This is a genomic window from Streptomyces sp. NPDC051738, from assembly GCF_044453205.1.
Classification (GTDB): Bacteria; Actinomycetota; Actinomycetes; order Streptomycetales; family Streptomycetaceae; genus Streptomyces.
This window is the reverse complement of record NZ_JBITCM010000011.1, coordinates 256,590-277,848: the sequence shown is the minus strand read 5'-3', so window position 1 is coordinate 277,848 and position 21,259 is coordinate 256,590. Positions and strand designations below refer to the sequence as shown.

Annotated in this window: 23 protein-coding genes; 10 read left to right on the top strand and 13 right to left on the bottom strand. The window is 71.5% G+C overall.

Translation table 11 applies throughout. The features are described from left to right. Positions 1-92: 92 nt before the first annotated feature. From ACIA8X_RS26330 to ACIA8X_RS26320, 3 genes are all read left to right on the top strand, one after another. Positions 93-1,298 carry an epoxide hydrolase family protein gene (locus tag ACIA8X_RS26330; RefSeq protein WP_393443381.1) on the top strand — a complete coding sequence of 402 codons (1,206 nt, stop codon included), beginning with the start codon at positions 93-95 and terminating at the stop codon, positions 1,296-1,298. Positions 1,299-1,430: 132 nt separating this feature from the next. After that, entirely contained in the window at positions 1,431-2,069 is a 639-nt protein-coding gene (locus ACIA8X_RS26325; RefSeq protein WP_393443383.1) for an ATP-dependent Clp protease proteolytic subunit, read from the top strand. A gap of 1 nt (position 2,070) precedes the next feature. After that, positions 2,071-2,673: a ClpP family protease gene (locus tag ACIA8X_RS26320; protein ID WP_393443385.1), complete on the top strand. Its 603-nt coding sequence runs from the start codon at positions 2,071-2,073 to the stop codon at positions 2,671-2,673. A gap of 383 nt (positions 2,674-3,056) precedes the next feature. On the opposite strand, the gene ACIA8X_RS26315 is transcribed toward ACIA8X_RS26320, so the two are convergent. The 3 genes from ACIA8X_RS26315 to ACIA8X_RS26305 all read right to left on the bottom strand — a co-directional run bounded on the left by ACIA8X_RS26315 (position 3,057) and on the right by ACIA8X_RS26305 (position 5,578). Further along, positions 3,057-3,563 carry a helix-turn-helix domain-containing protein gene (locus ACIA8X_RS26315; RefSeq protein ID WP_393443387.1) on the bottom strand — a complete coding sequence of 169 codons (507 nt, stop codon included), beginning with the start codon at positions 3,561-3,563 and terminating at the stop codon, positions 3,057-3,059. Between the two features lie 94 nt (positions 3,564-3,657). After that, positions 3,658-4,113 (bottom strand): ATP-binding protein, encoded by a 456-nt coding sequence (locus tag ACIA8X_RS26310; protein ID WP_393443389.1) that lies wholly within the window; start codon positions 4,111-4,113, stop codon positions 3,658-3,660. A gap of 112 nt (positions 4,114-4,225) precedes the next feature. Then, positions 4,226-5,578, bottom strand: a complete 1,353-nt coding sequence (locus ACIA8X_RS26305; RefSeq protein ID WP_393443391.1) for a DUF6777 domain-containing protein — start codon at positions 5,576-5,578, stop codon at positions 4,226-4,228. Positions 5,579-5,793: 215 nt separating this feature from the next. On the opposite strand from ACIA8X_RS26305, the gene ACIA8X_RS26300 reads away from it, so the two are divergent. Next, positions 5,794-7,080, top strand: coding sequence for a streptophobe family protein (locus ACIA8X_RS26300; protein WP_399459227.1), 1,287 nt, complete (start codon positions 5,794-5,796; stop codon positions 7,078-7,080). A 519-nt stretch (positions 7,081-7,599) separates the two neighbouring features. On the opposite strand, the gene ACIA8X_RS26295 is transcribed toward ACIA8X_RS26300, so the two are convergent. From ACIA8X_RS26295 to ACIA8X_RS26280, 4 genes are all read right to left on the bottom strand, one after another. Beyond that, positions 7,600-8,601 carry a serine/threonine-protein kinase gene (locus tag ACIA8X_RS26295; protein WP_393443395.1) on the bottom strand — a complete coding sequence of 334 codons (1,002 nt, stop codon included), beginning with the start codon at positions 8,599-8,601 and terminating at the stop codon, positions 7,600-7,602. Then, the gene (locus ACIA8X_RS26290; RefSeq protein ID WP_393443397.1) at positions 8,591-9,136 is read right to left on the bottom strand and encodes a hypothetical protein; all 546 of its coding nucleotides are present in this window, start codon (positions 9,134-9,136) and stop codon (positions 8,591-8,593) included. The genes ACIA8X_RS26295 and ACIA8X_RS26290 overlap by 11 nt, the downstream gene beginning before the upstream one ends. 10 nt (positions 9,137-9,146) lie before the next feature. Beyond that, complete coding sequence (locus ACIA8X_RS26285) at positions 9,147-9,332, bottom strand: hypothetical protein (protein ID WP_393444392.1); 186 nt, start codon at positions 9,330-9,332, stop codon at positions 9,147-9,149. A gap of 71 nt (positions 9,333-9,403) precedes the next feature. Then, positions 9,404-9,814 (bottom strand): hypothetical protein, encoded by a 411-nt coding sequence (locus ACIA8X_RS26280; RefSeq protein ID WP_393443399.1) that lies wholly within the window; start codon positions 9,812-9,814, stop codon positions 9,404-9,406. Positions 9,815-10,035: 221 nt separating this feature from the next. On the opposite strand from ACIA8X_RS26280, the gene ACIA8X_RS26275 reads away from it, so the two are divergent. Next, on the top strand, positions 10,036-10,227 hold the full coding sequence (locus ACIA8X_RS26275) for a hypothetical protein (RefSeq protein WP_393443401.1): 192 nt from the start codon (positions 10,036-10,038) through the stop codon (positions 10,225-10,227). Between the two features lie 40 nt (positions 10,228-10,267). Beyond that, positions 10,268-10,558: a DUF1905 domain-containing protein gene (locus tag ACIA8X_RS26270; RefSeq protein WP_393443403.1), complete on the top strand. Its 291-nt coding sequence runs from the start codon at positions 10,268-10,270 to the stop codon at positions 10,556-10,558. A 27-nt stretch (positions 10,559-10,585) separates the two neighbouring features. On the opposite strand, the gene mgrA is transcribed toward ACIA8X_RS26270, so the two are convergent. Further along, entirely contained in the window at positions 10,586-11,581 is a 996-nt protein-coding gene (gene mgrA, locus ACIA8X_RS26265) for an L-glyceraldehyde 3-phosphate reductase (RefSeq protein WP_393443405.1), read from the bottom strand. 135 nt (positions 11,582-11,716) lie between these two features. Between mgrA and ACIA8X_RS26260 the strand changes: the two genes are divergently transcribed. Together ACIA8X_RS26260 and ACIA8X_RS26255 are read left to right on the top strand one after the other, a co-directional pair. Further along, positions 11,717-12,604 carry a LysR substrate-binding domain-containing protein gene (locus ACIA8X_RS26260; protein ID WP_393443407.1) on the top strand — a complete coding sequence of 296 codons (888 nt, stop codon included), beginning with the start codon at positions 11,717-11,719 and terminating at the stop codon, positions 12,602-12,604. A 25-nt stretch (positions 12,605-12,629) separates the two neighbouring features. Next, positions 12,630-13,139: a DUF664 domain-containing protein gene (locus ACIA8X_RS26255; RefSeq protein ID WP_393443409.1), complete on the top strand. Its 510-nt coding sequence runs from the start codon at positions 12,630-12,632 to the stop codon at positions 13,137-13,139. Positions 13,140-13,179: 40 nt separating this feature from the next. On the opposite strand, the gene ACIA8X_RS26250 is transcribed toward ACIA8X_RS26255, so the two are convergent. Together ACIA8X_RS26250 and ACIA8X_RS26245 are read right to left on the bottom strand one after the other, a co-directional pair. Further along, positions 13,180-14,259, bottom strand: coding sequence for an adenosine deaminase (locus ACIA8X_RS26250; protein ID WP_393443411.1), 1,080 nt, complete (start codon positions 14,257-14,259; stop codon positions 13,180-13,182). 82 nt (positions 14,260-14,341) lie between these two features. After that, positions 14,342-14,728: a VOC family protein gene (locus tag ACIA8X_RS26245; protein WP_393443413.1), complete on the bottom strand. Its 387-nt coding sequence runs from the start codon at positions 14,726-14,728 to the stop codon at positions 14,342-14,344. 173 nt (positions 14,729-14,901) lie between these two features. Between ACIA8X_RS26245 and ACIA8X_RS26240 the strand changes: the two genes are divergently transcribed. Next, positions 14,902-15,360 carry a pyridoxamine 5'-phosphate oxidase family protein gene (locus ACIA8X_RS26240; protein ID WP_399459226.1) on the top strand — a complete coding sequence of 153 codons (459 nt, stop codon included), beginning with the start codon at positions 14,902-14,904 and terminating at the stop codon, positions 15,358-15,360. Positions 15,361-15,473: 113 nt separating this feature from the next. Beyond that, the gene (gene sph / locus ACIA8X_RS26235; protein WP_399459225.1) at positions 15,474-16,460 is read left to right on the top strand and encodes a sphingomyelin phosphodiesterase; all 987 of its coding nucleotides are present in this window, start codon (positions 15,474-15,476) and stop codon (positions 16,458-16,460) included. 18 nt (positions 16,461-16,478) lie between these two features. On the opposite strand, the gene ACIA8X_RS26230 is transcribed toward sph, so the two are convergent. From ACIA8X_RS26230 to ACIA8X_RS26220, 3 genes are all read right to left on the bottom strand, one after another. Continuing rightward, positions 16,479-17,384, bottom strand: a complete 906-nt coding sequence (locus tag ACIA8X_RS26230) for an aldo/keto reductase (RefSeq protein WP_399459224.1) — start codon at positions 17,382-17,384, stop codon at positions 16,479-16,481. Between the two features lie 37 nt (positions 17,385-17,421). Further along, the gene (locus ACIA8X_RS26225; protein ID WP_399459223.1) at positions 17,422-18,132 is read right to left on the bottom strand and encodes a chitinase; all 711 of its coding nucleotides are present in this window, start codon (positions 18,130-18,132) and stop codon (positions 17,422-17,424) included. Between the two features lie 239 nt (positions 18,133-18,371). Beyond that, positions 18,372-21,128 carry a fumarate reductase/succinate dehydrogenase flavoprotein subunit gene (locus ACIA8X_RS26220; RefSeq protein ID WP_399459222.1) on the bottom strand — a complete coding sequence of 919 codons (2,757 nt, stop codon included), beginning with the start codon at positions 21,126-21,128 and terminating at the stop codon, positions 18,372-18,374. Positions 21,129-21,259: the final 131 nt, after the last annotated feature.

Here is a 21,259-nt window from a genome sequence, read left to right as displayed (position 1 = left end):
CGTGTCGACCGATCCTCGCCCCGAAACTCATCGGTCGCATGGCCGACCAAATTCAGATGGTCGTTACACCGTTCGGAACTAGCATCCCGGCCATGACGTCTTCGCCCGCCGACCACGGCATCCACCCCTTCCGCATCGACATCCCACAGAGCGACCTCGACGACCTGCACGACCGCCTCGACCGGACCCGGTGGCCCGACGAGCTGCCCGGCGTGGGATGGGCGTACGGCGTGCCGTCCGGCTACCTGCACGACCTGGTGCGCCACTGGCGGCATGCGTACGACTGGCGGGCGGCGGAGGCGCGGCTGAACGAGTGGCCGCAGTTCACGACCGAGATCGACGGCGCACATGTGCATTTCGCGCACATCCGCTCCCCCGAGCCCGACGCCACCCCGCTGATCATCACGCACGGCTGGCCGGGTTCGATCGTCGAGTTCCTGGACGTCGTCGGCCCGTTGACGGATCCGGCCGCGTACGGCGGGGACCCCGCCGACGCCTTCCACGTGGTCCTGCCGAGCATTCCCGGCTTCGGGTTCTCCGGGCCCACCCGGGAGACCGGCTGGGAGGCACGCCGGATCGCCGACGCCTGGGTCGAGCTGATGACGCGCCTCGGCTACGAGCGGTTCGGCGCCCAGGGTGGCGACTGGGGTGCGGCCATCTCGCGTGAGCTGGGCCGCGCCCATCCCGACCGGGTCATCGGCATCCACCTCAACCTGCTGCCCGGCGCACAGGCGGCCACCGAGCCGACCCCTGCGGAACTGGAGGCGCTGAGCCCCGAGGAGCGGGAGCGGACGCTCACCTCGTGGCGCCGGTGGACGGAGTGGTTCCGGGACGGGACGGGCTACTTCCACCTGCAGTCCACCCGGCCGCAGACGCTGTCGTACGCGCTCACGGACTCGCCGGTCGGCCAACTCGCCTGGATCGTCGAGAAGTTCCAGGAGTGGACGGACTCCGAGCAGCTGCCCGAGGAGGCCGTCGACCGGGACCTGATGCTCACGAACGTGACGCTGTACTGGCTTACGGGCACCGCGGGTTCGTCGGCCCGCGTCTACTACGAGCGTGCCCACGCCACCGGTGACCGGGTAGCCGCCCCGCACGAGCCCTCGATCGCACCGACGGCGGTGGCTTCCTTCCCCGGCGACCCGCAGATCCCGCTGCGCCACAAGGCGGAGCGCACGGAGAACATCGTCCGCTGGACCGAGCTCGACCGGGGCGGGCACTTCGCCGCGATGGAGGAGCCGGACCTGCTCGTGGACGACGTGCGCGCCTTCTTCCGGCAACTGCGCGAGAAGGGCTGAGCGCCTGGTCACAGGCTCTGAGCGAGCCGCTCTGCCCGCAGCGAATCTGCCGCGGGCAGAGAATCCTCGTCCGGGCCTCCTCCGAGGCCGACAGTGGAGTCGACGGCATCCCCGCCATCACGAGGAGAACCGATGACTCCACTCAGCACGCTCGCCCCTAGGGCCGAGGAGGGCGACACCCCGCCCACCCGCTTCGACGACCATCTGGCCGCCCAACTGCTCGCCCAGCGGATCGTCCTGCTCGGCACGCAGGTCGACGAGGTCTCCGCGAACCGGGTCTGCACCCAGCTGCTGATCCTGTCCGCCGAGGACCCGCGCACCGACATCAGCCTGTACATCAACAGCCCCGGCGGCTCGGTGCACGCGGGCCTGGCCATCTACGACACGATGCGGCTGATCCCGAACGACGTCTCCACGCTCGCCATGGGATTCGCGGCCAGCATGGGCCAGTTCCTGCTCAGCGTCGGCAGCGCGGGCAAGCGGTACGCGCTGCCGAACGCGCGGATCATGATGCACCAGCCGTCGGCCGGTATCGGCGGCACCACCGCGGACATCGAGATCCAGGCGGAGAACCTGGAGTTCACCAAGAAGACCATCGAGCGGATCACCGCCGAACACACCGGTCAGACCCCGGAGACCATCTCCCGGGACGGCGACCGCGACCGCTGGTTCACGGCCGGGGAGGCCAAGGAGTACGGCATGGTGGACCAGGTGGTGGAGTCCCTCACGGACGTCCGCCCGGCCGCCGCCCGACGACGGATGGGGCTGTGACATGGGGACCTACACGATTCCGAACGTCGTCGAGCGCACCCCGCAGGGCGAGCGGTCCTACGACGTGTTCAGCCGGCTGCTGTCGGAGCGGATCATCTTCCTCGGCACGGAGATCGACGACGGCGTCGCCAACGTCGTCATCGCGCAGCTCCTGCATCTGGAGTCCTCGGGGCCGGAGAACGAGATCGCGATCTACATCAACTCCCCCGGCGGCTCGTTCACTTCGCTCATGGCGATCTACGACACCATGACGTACGTGCAGGCCCCGATCTCCACGTTCTGCGTGGGCCAGGCGGCGTCGACGGCCGCCGTGCTGCTGGCCGGTGGGGACCCGGGGCGGCGGTTCGTGCTGGAGCACGCGCGCGTGCTGCTCGGTCAGCCCGCCTCCGGCGGCAGCCGGGGCATGGTGTCCGATCTCGCCCTCCAGGCCAAGGAGATGATCCGCATCCGCTCGCAGGTCGAGGAGGTGTTGGCCCGGCACACACACCACGACATCGCGACACTGCGCGCGGACATGGACCGCGACAAGGTGTTCACCGCCGAGGAGGCAGTGGCGTACGGCCTGGCCGACGAGGTGGTGAGCCGACGCCTCGCGCGGGTGTGAGGAACGGACGGGGGCTGGCTGCGCCGCGGCGCCGTGCCTAAGCCTTGGGCGCCGGCACGGCACCGCACGGCGGCGTCTCGCGGAGATCTGAGACGCCGGCACAGCCTCACACCGCGACGCCACGCGGGAGTCTGGTGCGTCGGCACGACCCCACGCCACGACGCCGCGTGGGGGAGGTTGAGGGGCCGGCACTGCCCCTCACTCCGCGACGCCTCGCCGAAACCTGAGGCACCGGCACGACCCCACACTCCGATGCCTCGCGGAGACCTGAGACACCGGCACAGCCCCACACCGCACCGCAGGGCTTTGTCAGAGTGCGTGGAGCCTGTGCGGCCTCACGCCGCAGCAAGGCCTCGTCGGGATCTGAGGTGCCGGCGTCCGCCTCAAGCCGCCAGGCACAGTCCGTCGTACGACGAACCGGTCCTGCCGCGGCTGCCGCCCGGGACTCGGTGGCTGGTGAGCCGGACCAACTCGCCCTGGGCCAGCGACAGCAGGTCGCCGAGGCCGAGGCCCAGGGCGTGGGCTGCGGCCGCGAGGACCTCCGAGGAGGCCTCCTTGCGGCCGCGTTCCACCTCCGAGAGGTATGGCATGGAGATCCGGGCATCGTCGGCCACGTCCTTCAGTGTGCGCTCCTGGGCGAGCCGCTCACGGCGCAGGACGTCACCGATCAGGTCGCGCCACAGGGGCTCCTTGGGCGCGGGCCCGGAGGGCGCCGGTGAGTGGGGCACGGCGGAGGGCCGGGCGGCGGGCACGGGTGCCGCGGTGGCAGGGCGTTCGGACGCGGGGCGGGTCGTTCCCGGGCGCGTGGCCGACGGGCCGACGGCAGGTCGGCGGACGGCCGGCGGGCGCAGGGGAATGACGCGGGCTTCGTTCGGCGCTTGTTCGCTCACCTCCCCAGCCTAGAAGCGTTGAACGCCGGAGGAAGGGGATCAGCATTCTGCCCTGGGGGAAATCGCGGCCGGCCGCTGGAGTCCGGCCAGCGCGTCACTCGTCGCTCAGCCGCAGCACCGCACGCACCCGCTTGCCGACCGGCACCCGTTCGACGGCGATCTCAGCCGCCAGCGCGTGCACTATCTCCAGACCGTGCCGGCCGATCCGCTCCGGGTCCTTGGGGAACCGGCGCGGCAGGGCGGAGCTGCTGTCGTACACGCAGACCGTCACCGCGTCGTCCGTGCCCTCCAGGTCCAGGATGTACGGGCCGTTGCTGTGCCGGTCGGCGTTGGTGACCAGCTCGCTGACGACAAGGAGCACCTTGTCCTCGGCGGATTCGGCGATCATGGCGCACCACTCGGTCCTGAGCCGGCCGAGGAACAGTGCGGCGAAGGACCGCGCCTCGGCGATGCATCCCGGTTCACCGCTGAAGTGCGCCGCCCGCCGAAGCGGTTCCACGGGCACGTCGAAACCAGTCGGAATCACTGCCCCGTCCACGTGCTCGATCATGCGTATCTCTCTCGGAAAGCCGGAACTGGCCGGACACTACTGCACCAGTCCTCGTACCCAGAGCGGGGCCTCGCAGTCACTACGCAGGTGGCGCCGTACGTCACAGCGACGGCTACTGCGGCTCACCCTCGTCCGGCGGCGGCTCACCCTCGTCCGGCGGCGGCTCGCCCTCGTCCGGCGGCGGCTCACTCGTGACGGGCGGCGGCTGCGAAGCCGATTGTGGCTCCGTTTGTGATGTCGGCTCCGATGTCGTGGTCGTGGCGGCATCCGGCGACGGCTCGGAGGTCGCCGTCTCGGGCGACCCCGGCTCTGTCGTTGTCGGTTCCGTGGTCGTGGGCTCCGTGGTCGTGGGCTCCGTGGTCGTCGGCTCCGTGGTCGTCGGCTCCGTGGTCGTCGGCTCCGTCGTTGTCGGTTCCGTCGTTGTCGGCTCCGTCGTCGTCGGCTTCTTCGTCGTCGGCTCCTTCGTCGTCGTCTCGGGACTCGGCGACGGCGAGGTTGTTGGGGAGGTGGGCGACGTCGGCGTCGACACGCTCACCGAGGGCGAGGGCCGCGCCGGCGGCTGGGTCTTCTTGTCCCTGTCGCCCTCGTCGCCGCGCGGGCGGGCGATCCACTCCTTGCGGTCGTAGTCAAAGATGACGAAGTTATTGACGATGGTCGTCGAGGGCGAGACCACCACGACGTTGGAGGAGCGGTACGACGACCAGGAGTCACCCGTCCGCTTGGGCGTGCCCTGCTGGGCGACCGGCGAGGTCAGCGGGTTGCCGCAGGCGCAGCGTGCCCGGGGTAGCCCGCGGTCGTCGACCAGGACCGCCGTGCCGGACTGGAGAACGGCCTGGTAGCCGCTGACGGCACCGTCGCGGTAGCCGTGGTTGGTGACGCGGGTGTCCATGCGCATCTGCACGGGGGTGAGCGAGCGGAGGTAGGAGGGGACGTCGGCCGTGTCGACGCCGACGACGGACGCGAACGCCCGGTTCTTTTCCGGGGCTTGCCGGAAGTACGAGATCTGCTTCTCCACGTCGCAGGCGCCGACGTTGCGGCTGCCGGCGTACAGGCCGGGTGCGCTGCCGTCCACACCGCGCACGGCGTTCGACGGCGCCGAGTCGGTTGCCGGGGACGGGCTGACCGGCGGGGCGGCGCTGTCCGTCGCCGTGGACTCGGTGAACGGGTCGGGGCCCGTCTTGGCCGCGGCCTGGAGGAAGACCTCGCCGCTCGCGGCGGTGCCGCCGCCACCACCGCCGCGCGACATGACGACGGCGACGATCACCGCGGCCACCACGACCGCCGTGAGCGCCGCGATGCGCGGGACGGACCTCCACCAGGGGTGGTGGGGTTCGGGGCCGGGAGCTCCCCCGCCGGTGTCGGGCGGGGGCTGCGAGGGCGGGCCCGAGGGCGGCTCGGAGGGGCCCGAGAGGGGGCCCGAGGGCGGTCCTACGGGGCGGCCGGACGACGGAGGTTCGACGCTCACGACGCCTTCTTCCCGACGCTGGGTTCCTGCGACAGTCGACAGTCGGTGCGCCGGATCCCTACGACAGTGAGTACTTCTTCGCGACTTTCGTCCCTTTGGCGGGTTTCTGTACTACTTCTATTCTGTGCGCTCATCCCGCACCGCTCGCAAGCCGACGCGGCACGGACCCACCGCCCGACAGGCGCGCCCCAGGTGTGCTCCTTAGCGTGGGCAGGGTGAGCGTGCTGCCCCCTTCTCGTCCGGCTGTGGCCCCTCACGGCTGGGTGCAGGCCATCGGCGTGGTGCTCGCCGGGCTGGTGGCGATGGGGGTGGTCGCCGCGCTGGGCCTGTGGGCGGCCGGGGCCGCCGACCTCCCGGAGGGCGCCTTCCCGCGGGTCGTGGTGGCCACCGTGGTCACGGCGGTCGGCGGCACGGTCGAGCTCTCGGGCAGCGCCGGAGGGCTGGCCGAGTCCAACGCCGGGCTGACCGTGATCCCGCTGTCGGTGACCCTCACCGGCGCCCTGGTCCTGGCCGCCGGTTTCCTGCAGCCGCTGCGACACCGGACGGTCGCCGGCACCCTGGAGCTGGCCGGGTGGGCCGCCAGGATCGCCGTACTGTGGCTGGCCGCGCTCCTGGGGCTGTCCTTCGCCGCCCGCCAGACCTTCTCCCTCTCCCTCGGCGACCTCGGGGAGGACGCGCTCGGCGGCCTCGGCGACCTGTTCGGCATCTCCCCCGAGGTCGGCTTCACCACGGACGTCCCCGCCACGCTGTTCTTCGGTCTGCTGTGGCTGGTGGGCGTGCTGGTGCTGGCCCTGCTGGTGGCGCGCGGGGCTCCGCTGCCGGGCCGGCTGTTGCGCTTCCAGGAGTCGGTACGGCCGGCCGCGTCCGCCATGGTGGTGCTGCTGTTGGCGTGGGCCGGGCTGGGTGTCGTCATCGGTCTGGTCGTCGCGGCGACCAGAGGGCACCCGGCCGATACCTTCGCGGTGATTCTGCTCGGCATGCCGAACCTGGTGTGGCTCGCCCTGACGATCGGGCTCGGTGCGACCTGGAACGGCCGGGTGGACGGGCCGTTCGGGCTGCCGATGCCGCAGGTGCTCGACGAGGTGTTGCGGGGCGAGGACGTCGCCGAGCTGAATCTGGGCACGCTCGCCGAGCACGACGGCAGGGTGTGGTGGCTGCTCGTCGTCGACTCGCTTGTGCTGCTGGCCGCCGCGTTCGTGATGGCGCGGCGGTCGCCGCCCCGGATGCGCGCCTGGGAACACGCCGTGCACCTGGCGACCGCGCTCGCGCTCACAGTGCTGATGATCTGTCTCGTCTGCCGCGTCTCGGCACACTACGGCCTGTCGGTCCTGGGCATCGGCGACCTGGGCGGGGATCTGGGCGGCGAGCTGTTCCTACGCCCCGAGGTGTGGACCGCCGTCGGCCTGGCGCTGGCGTGGGGGCTCGTCGCCGGGTTCCTCGGCGGCCTGCTGGCACGACGGGTGCGGCACCGGGGCGAGGCCGGGGCACGCGCGGAGGGATGAGCGGGCCCGCGCCGGCCAACCGCCGGAACACCGGCTGGGCCCAGCGCCGCAGCGGTTTCGCCGGGGGCCCGGCGGCCTACTGACGCAACAGGCGCGGCCGGGGGCGATGTCGCGGCGCGCGCAGACCTATCAGCAGGCCAGCCTCACCGCCCAACAAACCGGCTCGAGCCCAACACGGCGGCGGCTTCCGCGCGGCTCTGGCCGCCTACTGACGCAACAGGCGAGGCCGCGGCGCGCGCAGACCTAACAGCAGGCCAGCCTCACCGCCCAACAAACCGGCTCGGCCCAACACGGCGGCGGCTTCCGAGCGGCTCTGGCCGCCCACTGACGCAACAAGGTGCGGAGAGGGGCGAGGTCGAGGCGCGCGCAGACCGATGAGCAGGCCGGCCTTCACCACCGCCAAACCCGCTCGACCCCGTACGGCGACGGTTTCCGCGGATCCCCGGCCGCCCACTGACTCAATAGGTGCGACACCACGGCGAGACCGGTCCACGCACGAACCGATGAGCTAGCCGGCCCTCACCGCCGGAACACCGGCTCGGCCCAGCGCGGCGGCGGTTTCGGCGGGGCGGCCTCGGCGGACGCCTTCGGGGTCCCTGTGGCCCCGAGGTCCCTCTCCGTCGACGCCCGTCCGGTCGCCGTACCGCCGGCCACGGCGGAGCGCAGGTCCGCGACGAAAGCGAGGCAGGAGTCGTGGCGGTCGTCGGGGCTCTTGGCCAGCGCCATGGCGACCACGGCGTCGACGGACGGAGCGAGGTCGGGGCGCGCCTCGGTCAGGGGTGGCGGCTCGTCGTACTGGTGGGCCCACAGCAGGGCCATGTCCTCGTCCCGCTGGAAGGGCGGGTGGCCCGCCAGGCACTCGTAGACCACGCAGGCGAACCCGTAGACGTCGCAGCGTGCGTCGACCGGCTTGCCCGAGATCTGCTCGGGGGCCACGTAGTCGAGCGTGCCGACGAACTGGCCGACGGTCGTGAAGCCGGTCAGGGACAGCGACTTCTTCGTCAGGCCGAAGTCGGTGAGGTAGACGTGCTCGGGGTGGTCGCTGTCGGTGCCGCGCGCGACGAGGATGTTGCCCGGTTTCACGTCCCGGTGGACCAGCCCGTTCTCGTGCGCCGCGTCGAGAGCGGAGGCGACCTGGGCGGCGATGCGCAGCGCCGTCGGGATCGGCAACGGGCCCTGGCGGTCGAGGAGATGGCGCAGGTCGCTGCCGGAGACGTAGCGCATGGCGATGTACAGGATGCCGTCCGTCTCGTCCGCCTCGTAGACCGGCACGATGTGCGGGTGGTCGATGGCGGCGGCCGTGCGGGACTCGTGGGTGAAGCGGCGGCGGAAGGTGTCGTTGCGGGCGAGCTCGGGGGCGAGGAGCTTCAGCGCGACGGTGCGGTCCAGGCGCAGGTCTCGCGCGCGGTACACCACGGCCATGCCGCCACGGCCGATCTCCTGCTCGATGCGGTAGCCCGCCACATCCCGGCCGATCAGCTCGGAGGGTCGGCCGGAGAAGAGGCTCGTGTCACGGGCCATCGGGGGTCACGACCTGGGTAGGGCCGCGGCCGGTGTTCCCGGTGGCGCGGGGTTTGTCGTCGGCGGCGTAGGTGCTCAGCCGTGTGCCGTCCGCGTACTCCCACCGCGCGTGCTCGGCGTCGTACAGCCACATGGACTCCCCGTCGACGACCACGCCGATCCGCAGCTCCGAGGTGCGGGTGCGGAAGGTCTCGCCGTCCAGTGCGCCGGCCGCCAGTTCCTCGACCGCGGACCGGTAGTCGGCCAGGGCCTGCTCGGCCCGGCCGAGCAGCGGGCGCGGATCGGCGGCGCTGGTGAGCGGGCTGTCGTCGGCGGTGGGCGGGTCCTGGGGTACGGCGACCAGGAAGCGGCCGTCGACCCAGGCCGACCAGCCGTTGGCGCACAGGATGTGCCCCCAGTCGCCGCGCCGTTCGACGAGCCGGATCGGGAGGAACGCGTCGAGGGGCACGGTGGGCTGGGCGGGGTCCGGGGCCTCCCAGGCGGGCATGCCGTTGCGGGGAACGACGTGGGTGGGCCGGAAGGCGGGGGAAGTCATGGGCGCGTGCCTACTTCCGCATCACGACGGGTTCGTGCGGCCGGGGCGGCCAGGAGACGAGGGAGTCGTCGATGACGATGTCGCTGAGCGGGTCGCGTCCGACGTGGGTTTCGCGGCCCGGGGTCATCGCGGTCGAGCCCGACTCGGTCTCCAGGACCGGTACGGGCGCCGTCGGTGCGACCGGCCGCTCCGCCATGCCAGGATTCTATCGATCCGGCCCTCTGCGTGCCGCTCGTCCTCCGGGCGGGGACGCGCCCGCGACGGGGCTCAGGCGACGGGCATGACCAGCGTAGGGAGGGTCCGCTGCATCCGCAGGGCGTCCACCGACTCGGCGAGCAGTTCGTACTCGGTGGTGTCGTCGCTCACGGCGATCCGCACCAGCCGCCCGGCGGCCAACTCGTCGGCGACCAATTCCTGCCCGCCTACGTCACCGCACCAGACGCGCAGCACGGTCGGTACGTCGAGCACGGTGTCGGCGACCGGGACGAGCGCGTTGGGCGGGAAGTGCTCGGCGTCGGGCTGCGGGTCTAATCGCTCGGCGATCCAGGATGCCCGGTCGCGTAACCACCACAGGGCCAGGGCCAGGGTGGGTGCCCGGTACGTTCCCAGCGGTACGCCGATGCGCCGGCCTCCGCAGACTCCGTATGCGGTGACATGGCAAAGGAACTCGTCGTGCACGTAGCCTCCCCCGTGGTGCGTGTTCGCCCGTCGGCGGGCCTCGCTTTCCATGCGGCTCGTGAGCGGTGTGTGAGGGGGCCGTCGCCCCATGTGAGGCACCCTCGTAGTGAGTATGTTCACTACTGAAACACTGTCACCACGACTTTCCGGCCAGTCTCCTGGCATATTCACACTCGGTGTTGGCCGAAATACGGCGGGTACACGTCAAACCTGGTTCCGGAGTGGTGCTCCCCCTGGGCCGATCGAGCTTCCCGAACAGTGCGGGCGTCGTCGCCGTACCGGCGCGCCGCGATCGGAACCCGGCTCCGACCAGCGGTGACGGGCGGATCATGGCCGTCCTGGGTTTCCTGGGCCGGGTGCCCGCCGGGGCGCGGGCGATGAGTTCCGTGCCGTACAGCGGTCTTGACCGGTGAAAGCCGTCAGACCGCCGCGCCCCCGCGAACGGAGCACACCATGACCACCAGCGGACAACTACTGGACGCGGAATTCACCGCGGTCCTGCGCAAGAGCCCGAGCAAGGGCGGATGGACCTATGTCGTCTGGCCGAGGTCCGTCGACTTCTTCGGTACCCGCGGACTGGTCAAGATCCGCGGGTACGTGGACGGACATCCGTTCCAGAGTTCGTTCATGGCTCTCGGGGACGGCACCCACAAGCTCCCCGTCAAGGCCGACGTACGCAAGGCCATCGGGAAGCAGGAGGGCGAGTCCGTCACCATCCGTCTGACGGAACGACTCAGTCCTTGAGCAAGAGGACCTAACGGACCGAACGGCTCAGCCCTTGAGCACCGCCTCGATCCGGTCCAGTTCCTCGGCGTCGAAGTCCAGGTTGCCGGTCGCCGCGACACTGTCCTCGATCTGCTGCGCGCTGCTCGCGCCGACCAGCGCCGAGGTCACCCGGCCGCCGCGCAGGACCCAGGCCAGGGCCAGCTGGGCCAGCGACTGGCCGCGGGACTTGGCGATGTCGTCGAGGGCGCGCAGCTTGCCCAGCAGGTCCTCGGTGATCGCGTCGGCGTTCAGGAACGGGCTGCCGCCCGCGGCCCGCGAGTCCTTCGGGATGCCGTCGAGGTAGCGGGAGGTCAGCTGGCCCTGCGCCAGCGGGGAGAAGACGATCGAGCCGACCTGCAGTTCGTCCAGGGCGTCGAGGAGGCCCTCCTCCTCGGGGCGGCGGTTCAGCATCGAGTAGGCAGGCTGGTGGATGAGCAGCGGGGTGCCCAGTTCACCGAGGATGCGGGCGGCCTCGCGGGTCTGCTCCGCCGAGTAGTTGGAGACGCCGACGTACAGCGCCTTGCCCTGCTGCACCGCCGAGTGCAGGGCGCCCATCGTCTCCTCCAGCGGAGTGTCCGGGTCGGGGCGGTGCGAGTAGAAGATGTCGACGTAGTCCAGGCCCATCCGCTTCAGGCTCTGGTCGAGCGAGGACAGCAGGTACTTGCGCGAGCCCCACTCGCCGTACGGGCCGGGCCACATCAGATAGCCGGCCTTGGTGGAGATGATCAGCTCGTCCCGGTAGGGCGCGAAGTCCGACTGCAGCGCCTCGCCGAAGGCCGACTCGGCGGCACCGGGCGGCGGACCGTAGTTGTTGGCCAGGTCGAAGTGGGTGACGCCGAGGTCGAAGGCGCGGCGCAGGATGGCCCGCTGGTGCTCGACCGAACGGTCCGCCGGGCCGAAGTTGTGCCACAGGCCGAGGGACAGCGCCGGGAGCTTGAGGCCGCTGCGTCCGGTGCGCCGGTAGGGCATCTCCGCGTAGCGGTCGGGGTGTGCGGTGTACAACGCGACTCCAGAGGGGTTGGCACACGAGGGACGGCTCCGAGGAACCGGTCTTCCAGTGCATCCACTCTGGCGTGACCTGCGGGCAGTGGTCCAACAGGTAAATCAGATGGGATTCAGCGGCTACGCTGCTCAATCATGGAACTGCGCCATCTCCAGCACTTCGTGGCGGTCGCCGAGGACCAGCACTTCACCCGGGCGGCCGAGCGCCTGATGGTGTCCCAGTCGGGCCTGTCGGCCTCGATCCGGGCACTGGAACGGGAGTTGCAGACCCCGCTGTTCGTGCGCACCACCCGTCGGGTGACGCTCACCCCGGCCGGCCGTGCCCTGCTGTGCGAGGCGGAGCGGATCCTGGCGCAGGTGCGGGCCGCCCATGAGGCGGTGGCCGCGGTGCAGGGCGTGCTGCGCGGGATGCTGGCGCTCGGGTCCGAGCAGTGCATCGCCGGGGTGCACGTGGCGGGGCTGCTCGCGGCCTTCCGGGGGCAGCATCCGGATGTCGAGATCTGCCTGCGGCAGGCGGGTGCGGGCGCGCTCGCGGAGGAGGTCGCCGCCGGGCGCCTCGACCTGGCCTTCGCCGTACGGACGGTCGAGGAGGACACCGACCAACTGCGGGCCGTACCGCTGACCAGCGAGCCGATGACCCTCCTGTGCCATCCGAGCCACCGCCTCGCGGCCGCCGGCGCCGCGGTCACTCCGGAGGAGCTGGGCGGGGAGGTCTTCGTCGACTTCCACCCGGACTGGGGGCCGCGCCGCACCACCGACGCCGTGTTCGCCGCGGCGGGCGTGCGACGGAGTGTCGCCCTGGAGGTCAACGACGTGCACAGCCTGCTGGACCTGGTGGACGAGAACCTCGGCGTCGCCGTCGTACCGCGCCACTTCCGGCACAAGCGGCCGTCACTGACCGCACTGCCGGTGAAGGGCACCGGCGAGACCGTCTACGAGACCGTCGCCCTGCTGCCGCCCGAGCAGGCCACGAGCCCGGCGGCCCGGGCGCTGATGGCGCTGCTGGAAACGGAAGGCGCCTGACGGACGGGTGCGCGATGGTGGAGCCATGCATGCCAAGGACATCCTCATCGACGGATACAACCGCATCCAGGAAGAAGTCCACGCCGCCGTCGAGGGCCTCGACCCCGACGAGCTCACCGCCCGCCCCTCCCCCGACGCCAACTCCATCGCCTGGCTCGTCTGGCATCTCACCCGGGTCCAGGACGACCACATCGCCGACGCCTTCGACCTCGACCAGGTGTGGCTGACCCAGGACTTCCAGAAGACCTTCGGGCTCGACCTGCCACGCCATGACACCGGCTACGGCCACACCGCCGCGAAGGTGGCCAAGGTGCGCGTCGACTCCGGTGACCTCCTGACCGGCTACTACGACGCCGTGCACACCCAGACCCTCGGGGCCCTGCGCGAGGTGGCCGCCAAGGATCTGGAGCGCATCGTGGACGACCGCTGGGATCCGCCGGTCAGTCTGGGTGTACGCCTGGTCAGCGTCCTGTCCGACGACCTGCAGCATGTCGGACAGGCCGCCTACGTACGCGGTCTGCTCGCCGGCACCTAGGGCCTGTCCGGCGTATCAGGCCCTGGGCCCGCGGGCTGCTTCAGAGCGCGGCCGCGTAGCCCGGCAGGACGACGTCCTCGATGAGGGCCTTGCGCTCGTCGAACGGGATGAACGCGCTCTTCACGGCGTTCACCGTGACCGTGCGCAGGTCCTCGACCGTCCAGCCCGCCTCCTCGACCAGCAGGGACATCTCGCGCGTCATCGTCGTCCCGGACACCAGGCGGTTGTCGGTGTTGAGGGTGACGCGGAAGCCGAGGTCCTTCAGCGCGGTGATCGGGTGCTCGGCGATCGAGGTGGCGGCGCCGGTCTGGAGGTTGGACGTCGGGCACATCTCCAGGGCGATACGGCGGTCGCGCACCCAGCCGGCCAGGCGGCCGAGCTTGCCGGCCGCGAGGTCGGGGATGTCGTCGGTGATGCGCACGCCGTGGCCGATGCGCTGGGCGCCGCAGACCTGGAGGGCCTGGTGGATGCTGGGCAGCCCGTGGGCCTCACCGGCGTGGATGGTGAACGGGACGTTCTCGCGGCGCAGGTGCTCGAAGGCGTCGAGGTGGTCGGCGGGCGGGAAGCCGTCCTCGGCGCCGGCGATGTCGAAGCCCACCACGCCAGCGTCCCGGAACGCCACGGCGAGGTCGGCGGCCTCGCGCACCCGGTCGAACATCCGCATCCCGCACAGCAGGGTGCCGACACGCACCGGAGTGCCGGCCGCCGCGGCCTTCGCCATACCGGCGGCGAGGCCCTCCTGCACGGTCTCGACGACCTCGGCGAGGGCCAGACCGCCGGCTGTGTTCAGCTCGGGGGCGTAGCGCACCTCGCCGTAGACGACCCCGTCCGCGGCCAGGTCGAGGACGTACTCCTCGGCGGTGCGCAGCAGGCCCTCGCGGGTCTGCATCACGGCGAGGGTGTGCTCGAAGGTGGCTATGTAGCGGACCAGGTCGCCGGAGTTCGCGGCCTCGAAGTACCAGGCGGCCAGCTCGTCGGGGTCGGTGGTGGGCAGGGTGTGGCCGACCGACTCCGCGAGCTCGACCACGGTGGCGGGGCGCAGGCCGCCGTCGAGGTGGTCGTGCAGGACGGCCTTGGGGAGGCGGCGGATCACGTCTGCTTCTACGCGCGTAGCAACCATGGCGAGGTCTTTCTTTGAGCGGGATGGTTCGAGCTTTGAGCGGGGCGGTTCGAGCGGGTGGTTCAAGCAGGAGGGAGGAGCGTCAGCCGGCGGGCTGGAGCAGGTCCCAGCGGTTGCCGTACAGGTCCTGGAAGACGGCGACCGAGCCGTAGGACTCGTGCCGGGGTTCCTCCAGGAAGGTCACGCCCGCGGCGAGCATGCGGGCGTGGTCGCGGGCGAAGTCGTCGGTGTGCAGGAAGAACCCGACGCGCCCTCCGGTCTGGTCGCCGACCCGGGCGCCCTGCTCGTCACCCTTGGCGCGGGCCAGCAGCAGGGCGGTGCCCTGGTCTCCGGGCTGGACGACGACCCAGCGGGAGCCGTCCGGGCGGGGGGCGTCCTCGACGAGCCGGAAGCCGAGGGCCTCGGTGTAGAAGCGGATCGCCTCGTCGTAGTCGTCGACGACGAGGGTGACCAGGGCGATACGTCTCATCGGGGCCTTCCGGGAGGTGCGATTGACGGGAGAGGTTATACGTAAAACCTGGCGGACGCCAGTCGCCATTGTGATGGCCCCCGACCGACCGGTTGGTCCTAGGACTCGGGCCCGAACCGAGCCGGTCCCCGGGCCCGATCCGCACCTCCCGCTCCGCCGGTACCGTCCCGGCCATGAAGATCACCGAGCCGCCCCGCGGCCCCGAGCAGCGCAAGCGCGATCTCCTGACCCGGCTGGAGACGGAGATGGACGTCTGGGTGGCCACGGCCGACGGCGACGGCCTGCCGTGCCTGGTCCCGCTGTGGTTCGTCTGGGAGGGCGGGTCCCTGTGGCTCGCGACGCGGCCGACCACGCCGACCGGCCGCAATCTGCGGGACGGCGGGCGGACCCGGCTGGCGCTCGGGGGCACCCTGGACGTCGTACTCGTCGACGGCGACGTCCGGATGTACGGGACCGAGGAGGTGCCGTCGGCCGCCGCCGAGGCGTTCCTCGCGAAGACTGGCTGGGATCCCCGGGCGGACAGCAAGCCGTACGTCTATTTCCGGGTGCGTCCGCTTGAGGTGCAGGCGCGGAACGGGGAGCACGAGATGGCCGGCCGGCATCTCATGCGGGACGGCGTGTGGGTCGTGTGAGCCGGGCGTACCGCTGTCCGACATTCTTTCCACGCACGGGAGTTACCTGGGAGTAATCGCCGGTGGTTTGATGTGCGGCGCCACTCAGCCCCCTCCACCCTCAGGGAGATCCAGTGACGCTCTTGACCTCGCGCCGCACCCCGGGCGCAGCCGCGCTCGCCCTCGCGCTCGCCACGACCGGGCTCGCGGGCGCCGCCCCCACCGCGACGGCGGCCGAGCAGACGCCGCCCCTGCGGGTGCTGTCGTACAACGTGTTCCTCTTCAGCAAGTCGCTGTACCCGAACTGGGGCCAGGACCACCGGGCCGCGGAGATCGCCAAGGCGTCCTTCTTCCGCGGGAACGACGTCGTGGTGGTGCAGGAGGCGTTCGACAACTCCTCGTCGGACGCGCTCACGGCCGCGGTGGCGGGCGAGTACCCGTACCGGACTCCGGTGGTCGGGCGTACGAAGAGCGGCTGGGACGCGACCGGCGGCGCCTACTCGGCGACCACACCCGAGGACGGCGGGGTCGCCATCCTCAGCAAGTGGCCGATCCTCCGCCAGGAGCAGTGGGTCTACAAGGACGCGTGCGGGGCGGACTGGTGGTCCAACAAGGGCTTCGCGTATGTGGTGTTGAACGTGAACGGCACCAAGGTGCACATCGTCGGCACGCACGCCCAGTCGACCGACCCGGGCTGCGGCGCCGGTGAGGCGGCTTCGATGCGCAGCCGGCAGTTCACGGCGATCGACGCGTTCCTGGACGGCAAGAACATCCCGGCGAGCGAGCAGGTGCTGGTCGCCGGTGACCTGAACGTCGACTCGCGCACGTCCGAGTACGCCTCGATGCTCGCCGACGGGGGGCTGGTGGGAGCCGACGCGCGCACCGGGCACCCGTACTCCTTCGACACCGAGGACAACTCCATCGCCCGCGACCGCTACCCCGACGACCCGCGCGAGGACCTGGACTACGTCCTGCACCGCGCGGGTCACGCCCGGCCCGCGGTCTGGAAGAACGACGTCGTCAAGGAGCAGAGCGCGCCCTGGACGGTGACGAGCTGGGGCACCGACTACACGTACACCAACCTCTCGGACCACTACCCGGTGACCGGATACGCGGGCTGAGCCGTCCGGCGGTCCGGCTCAACCGGCTTGTACGCGCGCCGTGTTGAGCCGGGCCAGCTCCTCTTCCGTGAGGCGGAGGGCGGCCGCGGCCACGTTCTCGGCCAGGTGGTCGGGGTTGCCGGTGCCCGGGATGGCGAGGACGTGCGGGCCCTGGTGCAGGGTCCAGGCGATGCGCACCTGGGCGGGGCTCGCGCCGTGCGCCCGTGCCACGGCGAGCACCGCGTCGTCGTGGGCGGCGGTCGCGCCCTGCTCCCCCGCGTCGCCGGCCACGGCGTAGAACGGCACGAAGGCGATGCCCTGCTCGCCGCACAGGCGCAGGAGTTCGTCGCCCTGGGGGTCGGGCCGGTCGAGCGCGTACCGGTTCTGCACGGACACCACGGGCGCGATGGCCTGCGCCTCGGCGAGGTGCCGTGGCTGTACGGAGGAGATGCCGAGGTGGCGGACGAGGCCTGCCTCGCGCAGTTCGGCCAGGGCGCCGAAGTGCTCGGCGATGGAGTCCTGCTGCATGCGGCGCAGGTAGACGACGTCCAGGTGGTCGCGGCCGAGTTGGCGCAGGTTCTCCTCGACGTGGCCGCGCAGTTGGTCGGGGCGGGCCGAGGTGCCCCACTCGCCGTGGTAGTCGCGGTAGGGGCCGACCTTTGCTGCGATGACCAGGTCGTCGGGGTACGGCGCCAGCGCGGTGTTGATCAGTTCGTTCGCGGAACGGAGGGCCGAGAAGTAGAAGGCGGCCGTGTCGATGTGGGTGACGCCGAGCTCAACCGCCTTGCGCAGTACGGCGATCGAGCGTTCCCGGTCGCTCGGCGTGCCGTGGTGGAAGGCGGCGCTACCCGTGAGCCGCATCGCGCCGAAGCCGACGCGACTCACGGACAGGTCGCCAAGTTTCCAGGTGCCCGCGGCGTCCGCGGTGATCGTCCGGTAGGTCATCGGCGGAGTGTCGCACACGCCTCGGGCACGCGGGTCGTCAGCAGTAGAGGTTGCCGCCCGGGGAGACGCCGAGGATCGAGGTGAACCGGTTGTAGGCGTCCACCCGGCTCTGCACCTGGGCCGGGTTCTTGCCGTCGCACTCGAGGGAGCCGTTGATGGAGCGGATGGTCTGGCCGAAGCCGGCCTGGTTGACCATGGCGTTGTGCGGGGTCATCGTGCCGGGGCCGGACTGGGTGTTCCAGTACCACAGGCCGGTCTTCCAGGCGACGGGCGCCTCGTTCTGCACCCGCCAGGGGTTGTTCAGCAGGTCGATGCCGAGGGCGTCGCCCGCGGCCTTGTAGTTGAAGTTCCAGCTGAGCTGGATGGGGCCGCGCCCGTAGTAGGCGTCCTGGCCCGCGGGGCAGCCGTACGGCTGGCTGCGGTCGCAGTAGTGGGGGTAGTTGGCCTGGTTCTGCTCGACGATGTGGACCAGGCCGCCGGTCTCGTGGTTGACGTTGGCGAGGAAGGCCGCGGCCTCCTGCTTCTTCACCGTGTCGCTGCCCGTGTTGGCGAAGCCGGGGTAGGCGCTGAGGGCTTCGGTCAGGCCGCTGTACGTGTAGAAGGGGTTCCGGTTCGGGAACATCTGGTTGAACTGCGACTCGGTGACGACGAAGCCGGCGGCCGACGCGCTCTGGGCCGGCTGGAGCACCAGCGCGGCGCTGCCCAGGGCGAGTGAGGTCAGGACTGCTGCGATACGGCGCCTCGACACAGGATCAACTCCTTTGCGGAGCACGGCCGCACCCGGACAAGGGCAGGGCGAAGCTGGGCCTTGTGCGCACGCGCCGACCAGGTCGGCCACGGCGTGGGGGCGGCCGTGGTGGGGGGTGTGGAGACACACTCAACCGCTTTGGTCTGTACCAGTCAAGAGTTTGGTCTGTACCAATAAGAGGAGTGCACGTCAGTCAACCCGACCGATGAGTCCAGGAGTTGGGAAGGCGCCCGATCACATCACCGCCCCGCCCGTCCCGCGTACGCGCGGACGTCGGCGTCGGGGTCGTCGACCGCGGCGGCGAGCGCCGTACGGGCGTCGTCGTGTGCGGAGTGGCGCAACAGAGCGAGTACCGCCGCCTTGCGCACGTCGGCGTTAGGGTCGCCCAGCACCCCGGCGAGTGCGGGCACACCCTGGTCCGGTGCCGCCCCGCCCAGTGCGGTCGCGGCGCCCGCGCGGACCTGCCAGGCCGGGTCGGTGAGCGCCGCCGTGACGGGGGCGAGGAGTTCGCCGGGGACACCGAGGACGCCCAGGGCTTCCAGCGCCGCCCCGCGGACCAGGACGTCGGGATCGCCGATCAGCCGGTGCAGGGCGGCCGGCGTGCCGGCGTCCCGGTCGATGTGCGCGGCCACGGCGGCGAACCCGCGCGCCACGGCGACCCGCACCTCGCGCGCGGCGTCGCCCGCCGCCTCGGACAGGGCCTCGACGGCGTCCACCGAGACCAGGGCGCGTACGGCGGCCAGGCGCACCTCGGTTTCCGGAGCGGCCAGGAGACCGGCGAACAAGGCCGCGTCCCCGAGGCGCAGGGCGCGCAGCAGGTCCAGTGCCGCCGCACGGGCCGTCGGATCCGCTGCCGTCAGCGCGGCCACCAGCGGGGCACGCAACTCCGGTTCCGCCGTGAGGACTTCGGCCAGCTCGCGCAGCGAGGCGGCGGCCGCGGCACTCACATGGCCGTCACCGTCGGTCAGGGCGGCGGCCAGTGCGGGGCCCGCTCCGGGCGGGACCGTCTCGGTCAGCGCCTTGACGGCGGCGAGACGTACGGCGGCGTCCGCGTCCTTCAGATAGGGCTCCAGGGCCGGAAGATCGGGTTCCTCCTCCGTGAGCGCGACGAGTTCGAGGAGCCGTTCCCGGGACGATGCCGAGGTTCCCTGTGTCGGTCCGGCGGGGTCGGCCGCGCCGCCCGTCTCCGGGGTGAGCACTGCGGGCGGTGCCTCGCGCCGCCCCGCCGTGGCCGTCTCCAGCGGATGCACCTCGCCCAGGTGGCGGGCGGGGCCGCCGGTGGGGGTGAACTCGTCGACGGGCACGAGGTAGGGCTCGACGGGGCGCGCCGTGAACTCCATGGCCCCGGTCTCGCCCTTGCGCAGGTCGAGGTGGTGCAGCCAGTCCGTGTCGTCGCGCTGGGGGTGGTCGAGGCGTTCGTGGTAGAGGCCCCAGCGGGACTCGGTGCGGGCGAGGGAGGACCGGGCCGCCATCTCCGCGCAGTCGCGGATGAAGGAGACCTCGGCGCAGCGCATCAGCTCGTGCGCCGTCCGCGCACCCATCTCGGCGATCTCGTCCCGCATCCGCTCGAAGTGCTCCAGCGCCAGGGAGAGCCGGGCGCCGCTCTTGGGCGGGGCGACGTAGTCGTTGACGAAGCGGCGCAGCTTGTACTCGACCTGGGGCTGGGCCGGGCCGTCGGGATTGCGCAGCGGCCGGTAGATCAGCTCGTGCGCCTCGGCGAGCTGGTCCTGCGGCAACTCGCCCTGGTACGCCGTGTACTGGGCGGCGTCCTCGCCCGCCAGGTCGCCGAAGACGAACGCCCCGATCATGTAGTTGTGGGGCACGCAGGCCAGGTCGCCCGCCGCGTACAGGCCGGGCACGGTGGTGCGGGCATGGTCGTCGACCCGCACTCCCGAGGCGGAGTGGCCGCCGCACAGACCGATCTCGGAGATGTGCATCTCCACGTCGTGGGTGCGGTAGTCGTGGCCGCGTCCGGAGTGGAAGGTGCCGCGGGTGGGGCGCTCCGTGGAGTGCAGGATCGACTCCAGGGCCGAGATGGACTCCTCGGGCAGATGGCTGAGCTTGAGGTAGACCGGGCCCCGGTCGGAGGCGACCTCGGCGGCGAACTCCGCCATCATCTGCCCCGACCAGTAGTCGGAGTCGACGAACCGCTCACCGTGCCGGTTGACCTGGTAGCCGCCGAACGGGTTGGCGACATAGGCGCAGGCCGGGCCGTTGTAGTCCTTGATGAGCGGATTGATCTGGAAGCACTCGATGCCGGTGAGCTCGGCGCCCGCGTGGTACGCCATCGCGTAGCCGTCGCCCGCGTTGGTCGGGTTCTCGTACGTGCCGTACAGATACCCGCTCGACGGCAGCCCCAGTCGGCCACAGGCACCGGTCGCGAGGATCACGGCGCCCGCCCGTACGACCACGAAGGCCCCGGTGCGGGTGTTGAAGGCGGCGGCGCCGACGGCCCTGCCGCCCGCGGTCAGGACCCGCACGGGCATCAGCCGGTTCTCGATACGGACCTTCTCGCGCACCTCCCGCCTGCGCAGCTGCCGGTAGAGCACCTTCTTGACGTCCTTGCCCTCGGGCATGGGCAGCACGTACGAACCCGAACGGTGCACTTGGCGCACCGCGTACTCGCCGTGCTCGTCCTTCTCGAACTTCACCCCGTACGACTCCAGGCGCTGCACCATCTCGAAACCCCGGGTGGCCGTCTGACGGACCGTCGACTGGTCGACGATGCCGTCGTTGGCGCGGGTGATCTCGGCGACGTAGTCGTCGGGTTCGGCGCGGCCGGGGATGACGGCGTTGTTGACGCCGTCCATGCCCATGGCCAGCGCCCCGGAGTGCCGTACATGGGCCTTCTCCAGCAGCAGCACGGAGGCCCCGCGCCCGGCGGCGGTCAGCGCGGCCATGGTGCCGGCGGTGCCGCCGCCGATGACCAGGACGTCGCAGCTCAGCTCCTCGGCCGAGTCGAGGTCGGGTATCTCCGTCAGGGTCGGGGTGGTCATGGCTGGGGTGCCTTTCGGGACGTGCGGGGCCGGGGGGCGCGCAGTACGTGCGGGGCCCGGGACGCGTGAGGGCCGACGATGCTCGGGACGTGCTGGGGGCCGAGGACACGCGGAGCGTGCGGAGGCCTGGG

Bases quoted from the DNA above. Each gene is read 5' to 3' on its own strand.
- ACIA8X_RS26330 (WP_393443381.1), top strand. From the start codon at position 93: ATGACGTCTTCGCCCGCCGACCACGGCATCCACCCCTTCCGCATCGAC.
- ACIA8X_RS26325 (WP_393443383.1), top strand. From the start codon at position 1,431: ATGACTCCACTCAGCACGCTCGCCCCTAGGGCCGAGGAGGGCGACACC.
- ACIA8X_RS26320 (WP_393443385.1), top strand. From the start codon at position 2,071: ATGGGGACCTACACGATTCCGAACGTCGTCGAGCGCACCCCGCAGGGC.
- ACIA8X_RS26310 (WP_393443389.1), bottom strand. From the start codon at position 4,113: ATGATCGAGCACGTGGACGGGGCAGTGATTCCGACTGGTTTCGACGTG.
- ACIA8X_RS26295 (WP_393443395.1), bottom strand. From the start codon at position 8,601: ATGGCCCGTGACACGAGCCTCTTCTCCGGCCGACCCTCCGAGCTGATC.
- ACIA8X_RS26290 (WP_393443397.1), bottom strand. From the start codon at position 9,136: ATGACTTCCCCCGCCTTCCGGCCCACCCACGTCGTTCCCCGCAACGGC.
- ACIA8X_RS26285 (WP_393444392.1), bottom strand. From the start codon at position 9,332: ATGGCGGAGCGGCCGGTCGCACCGACGGCGCCCGTACCGGTCCTGGAG.
- ACIA8X_RS26270 (WP_393443403.1), top strand. From the start codon at position 10,268: ATGACCACCAGCGGACAACTACTGGACGCGGAATTCACCGCGGTCCTG.
- ACIA8X_RS26260 (WP_393443407.1), top strand. From the start codon at position 11,717: ATGGAACTGCGCCATCTCCAGCACTTCGTGGCGGTCGCCGAGGACCAG.
- ACIA8X_RS26255 (WP_393443409.1), top strand. From the start codon at position 12,630: ATGCATGCCAAGGACATCCTCATCGACGGATACAACCGCATCCAGGAA.
- ACIA8X_RS26250 (WP_393443411.1), bottom strand. From the start codon at position 14,259: ATGGTTGCTACGCGCGTAGAAGCAGACGTGATCCGCCGCCTCCCCAAG.
- ACIA8X_RS26245 (WP_393443413.1), bottom strand. From the start codon at position 14,728: ATGAGACGTATCGCCCTGGTCACCCTCGTCGTCGACGACTACGACGAG.
- ACIA8X_RS26240 (WP_399459226.1), top strand. From the start codon at position 14,902: ATGAAGATCACCGAGCCGCCCCGCGGCCCCGAGCAGCGCAAGCGCGAT.
- ACIA8X_RS26230 (WP_399459224.1), bottom strand. From the start codon at position 17,384: ATGACCTACCGGACGATCACCGCGGACGCCGCGGGCACCTGGAAACTT.
- ACIA8X_RS26220 (WP_399459222.1), bottom strand. From the start codon at position 21,128: ATGACCACCCCGACCCTGACGGAGATACCCGACCTCGACTCGGCCGAG.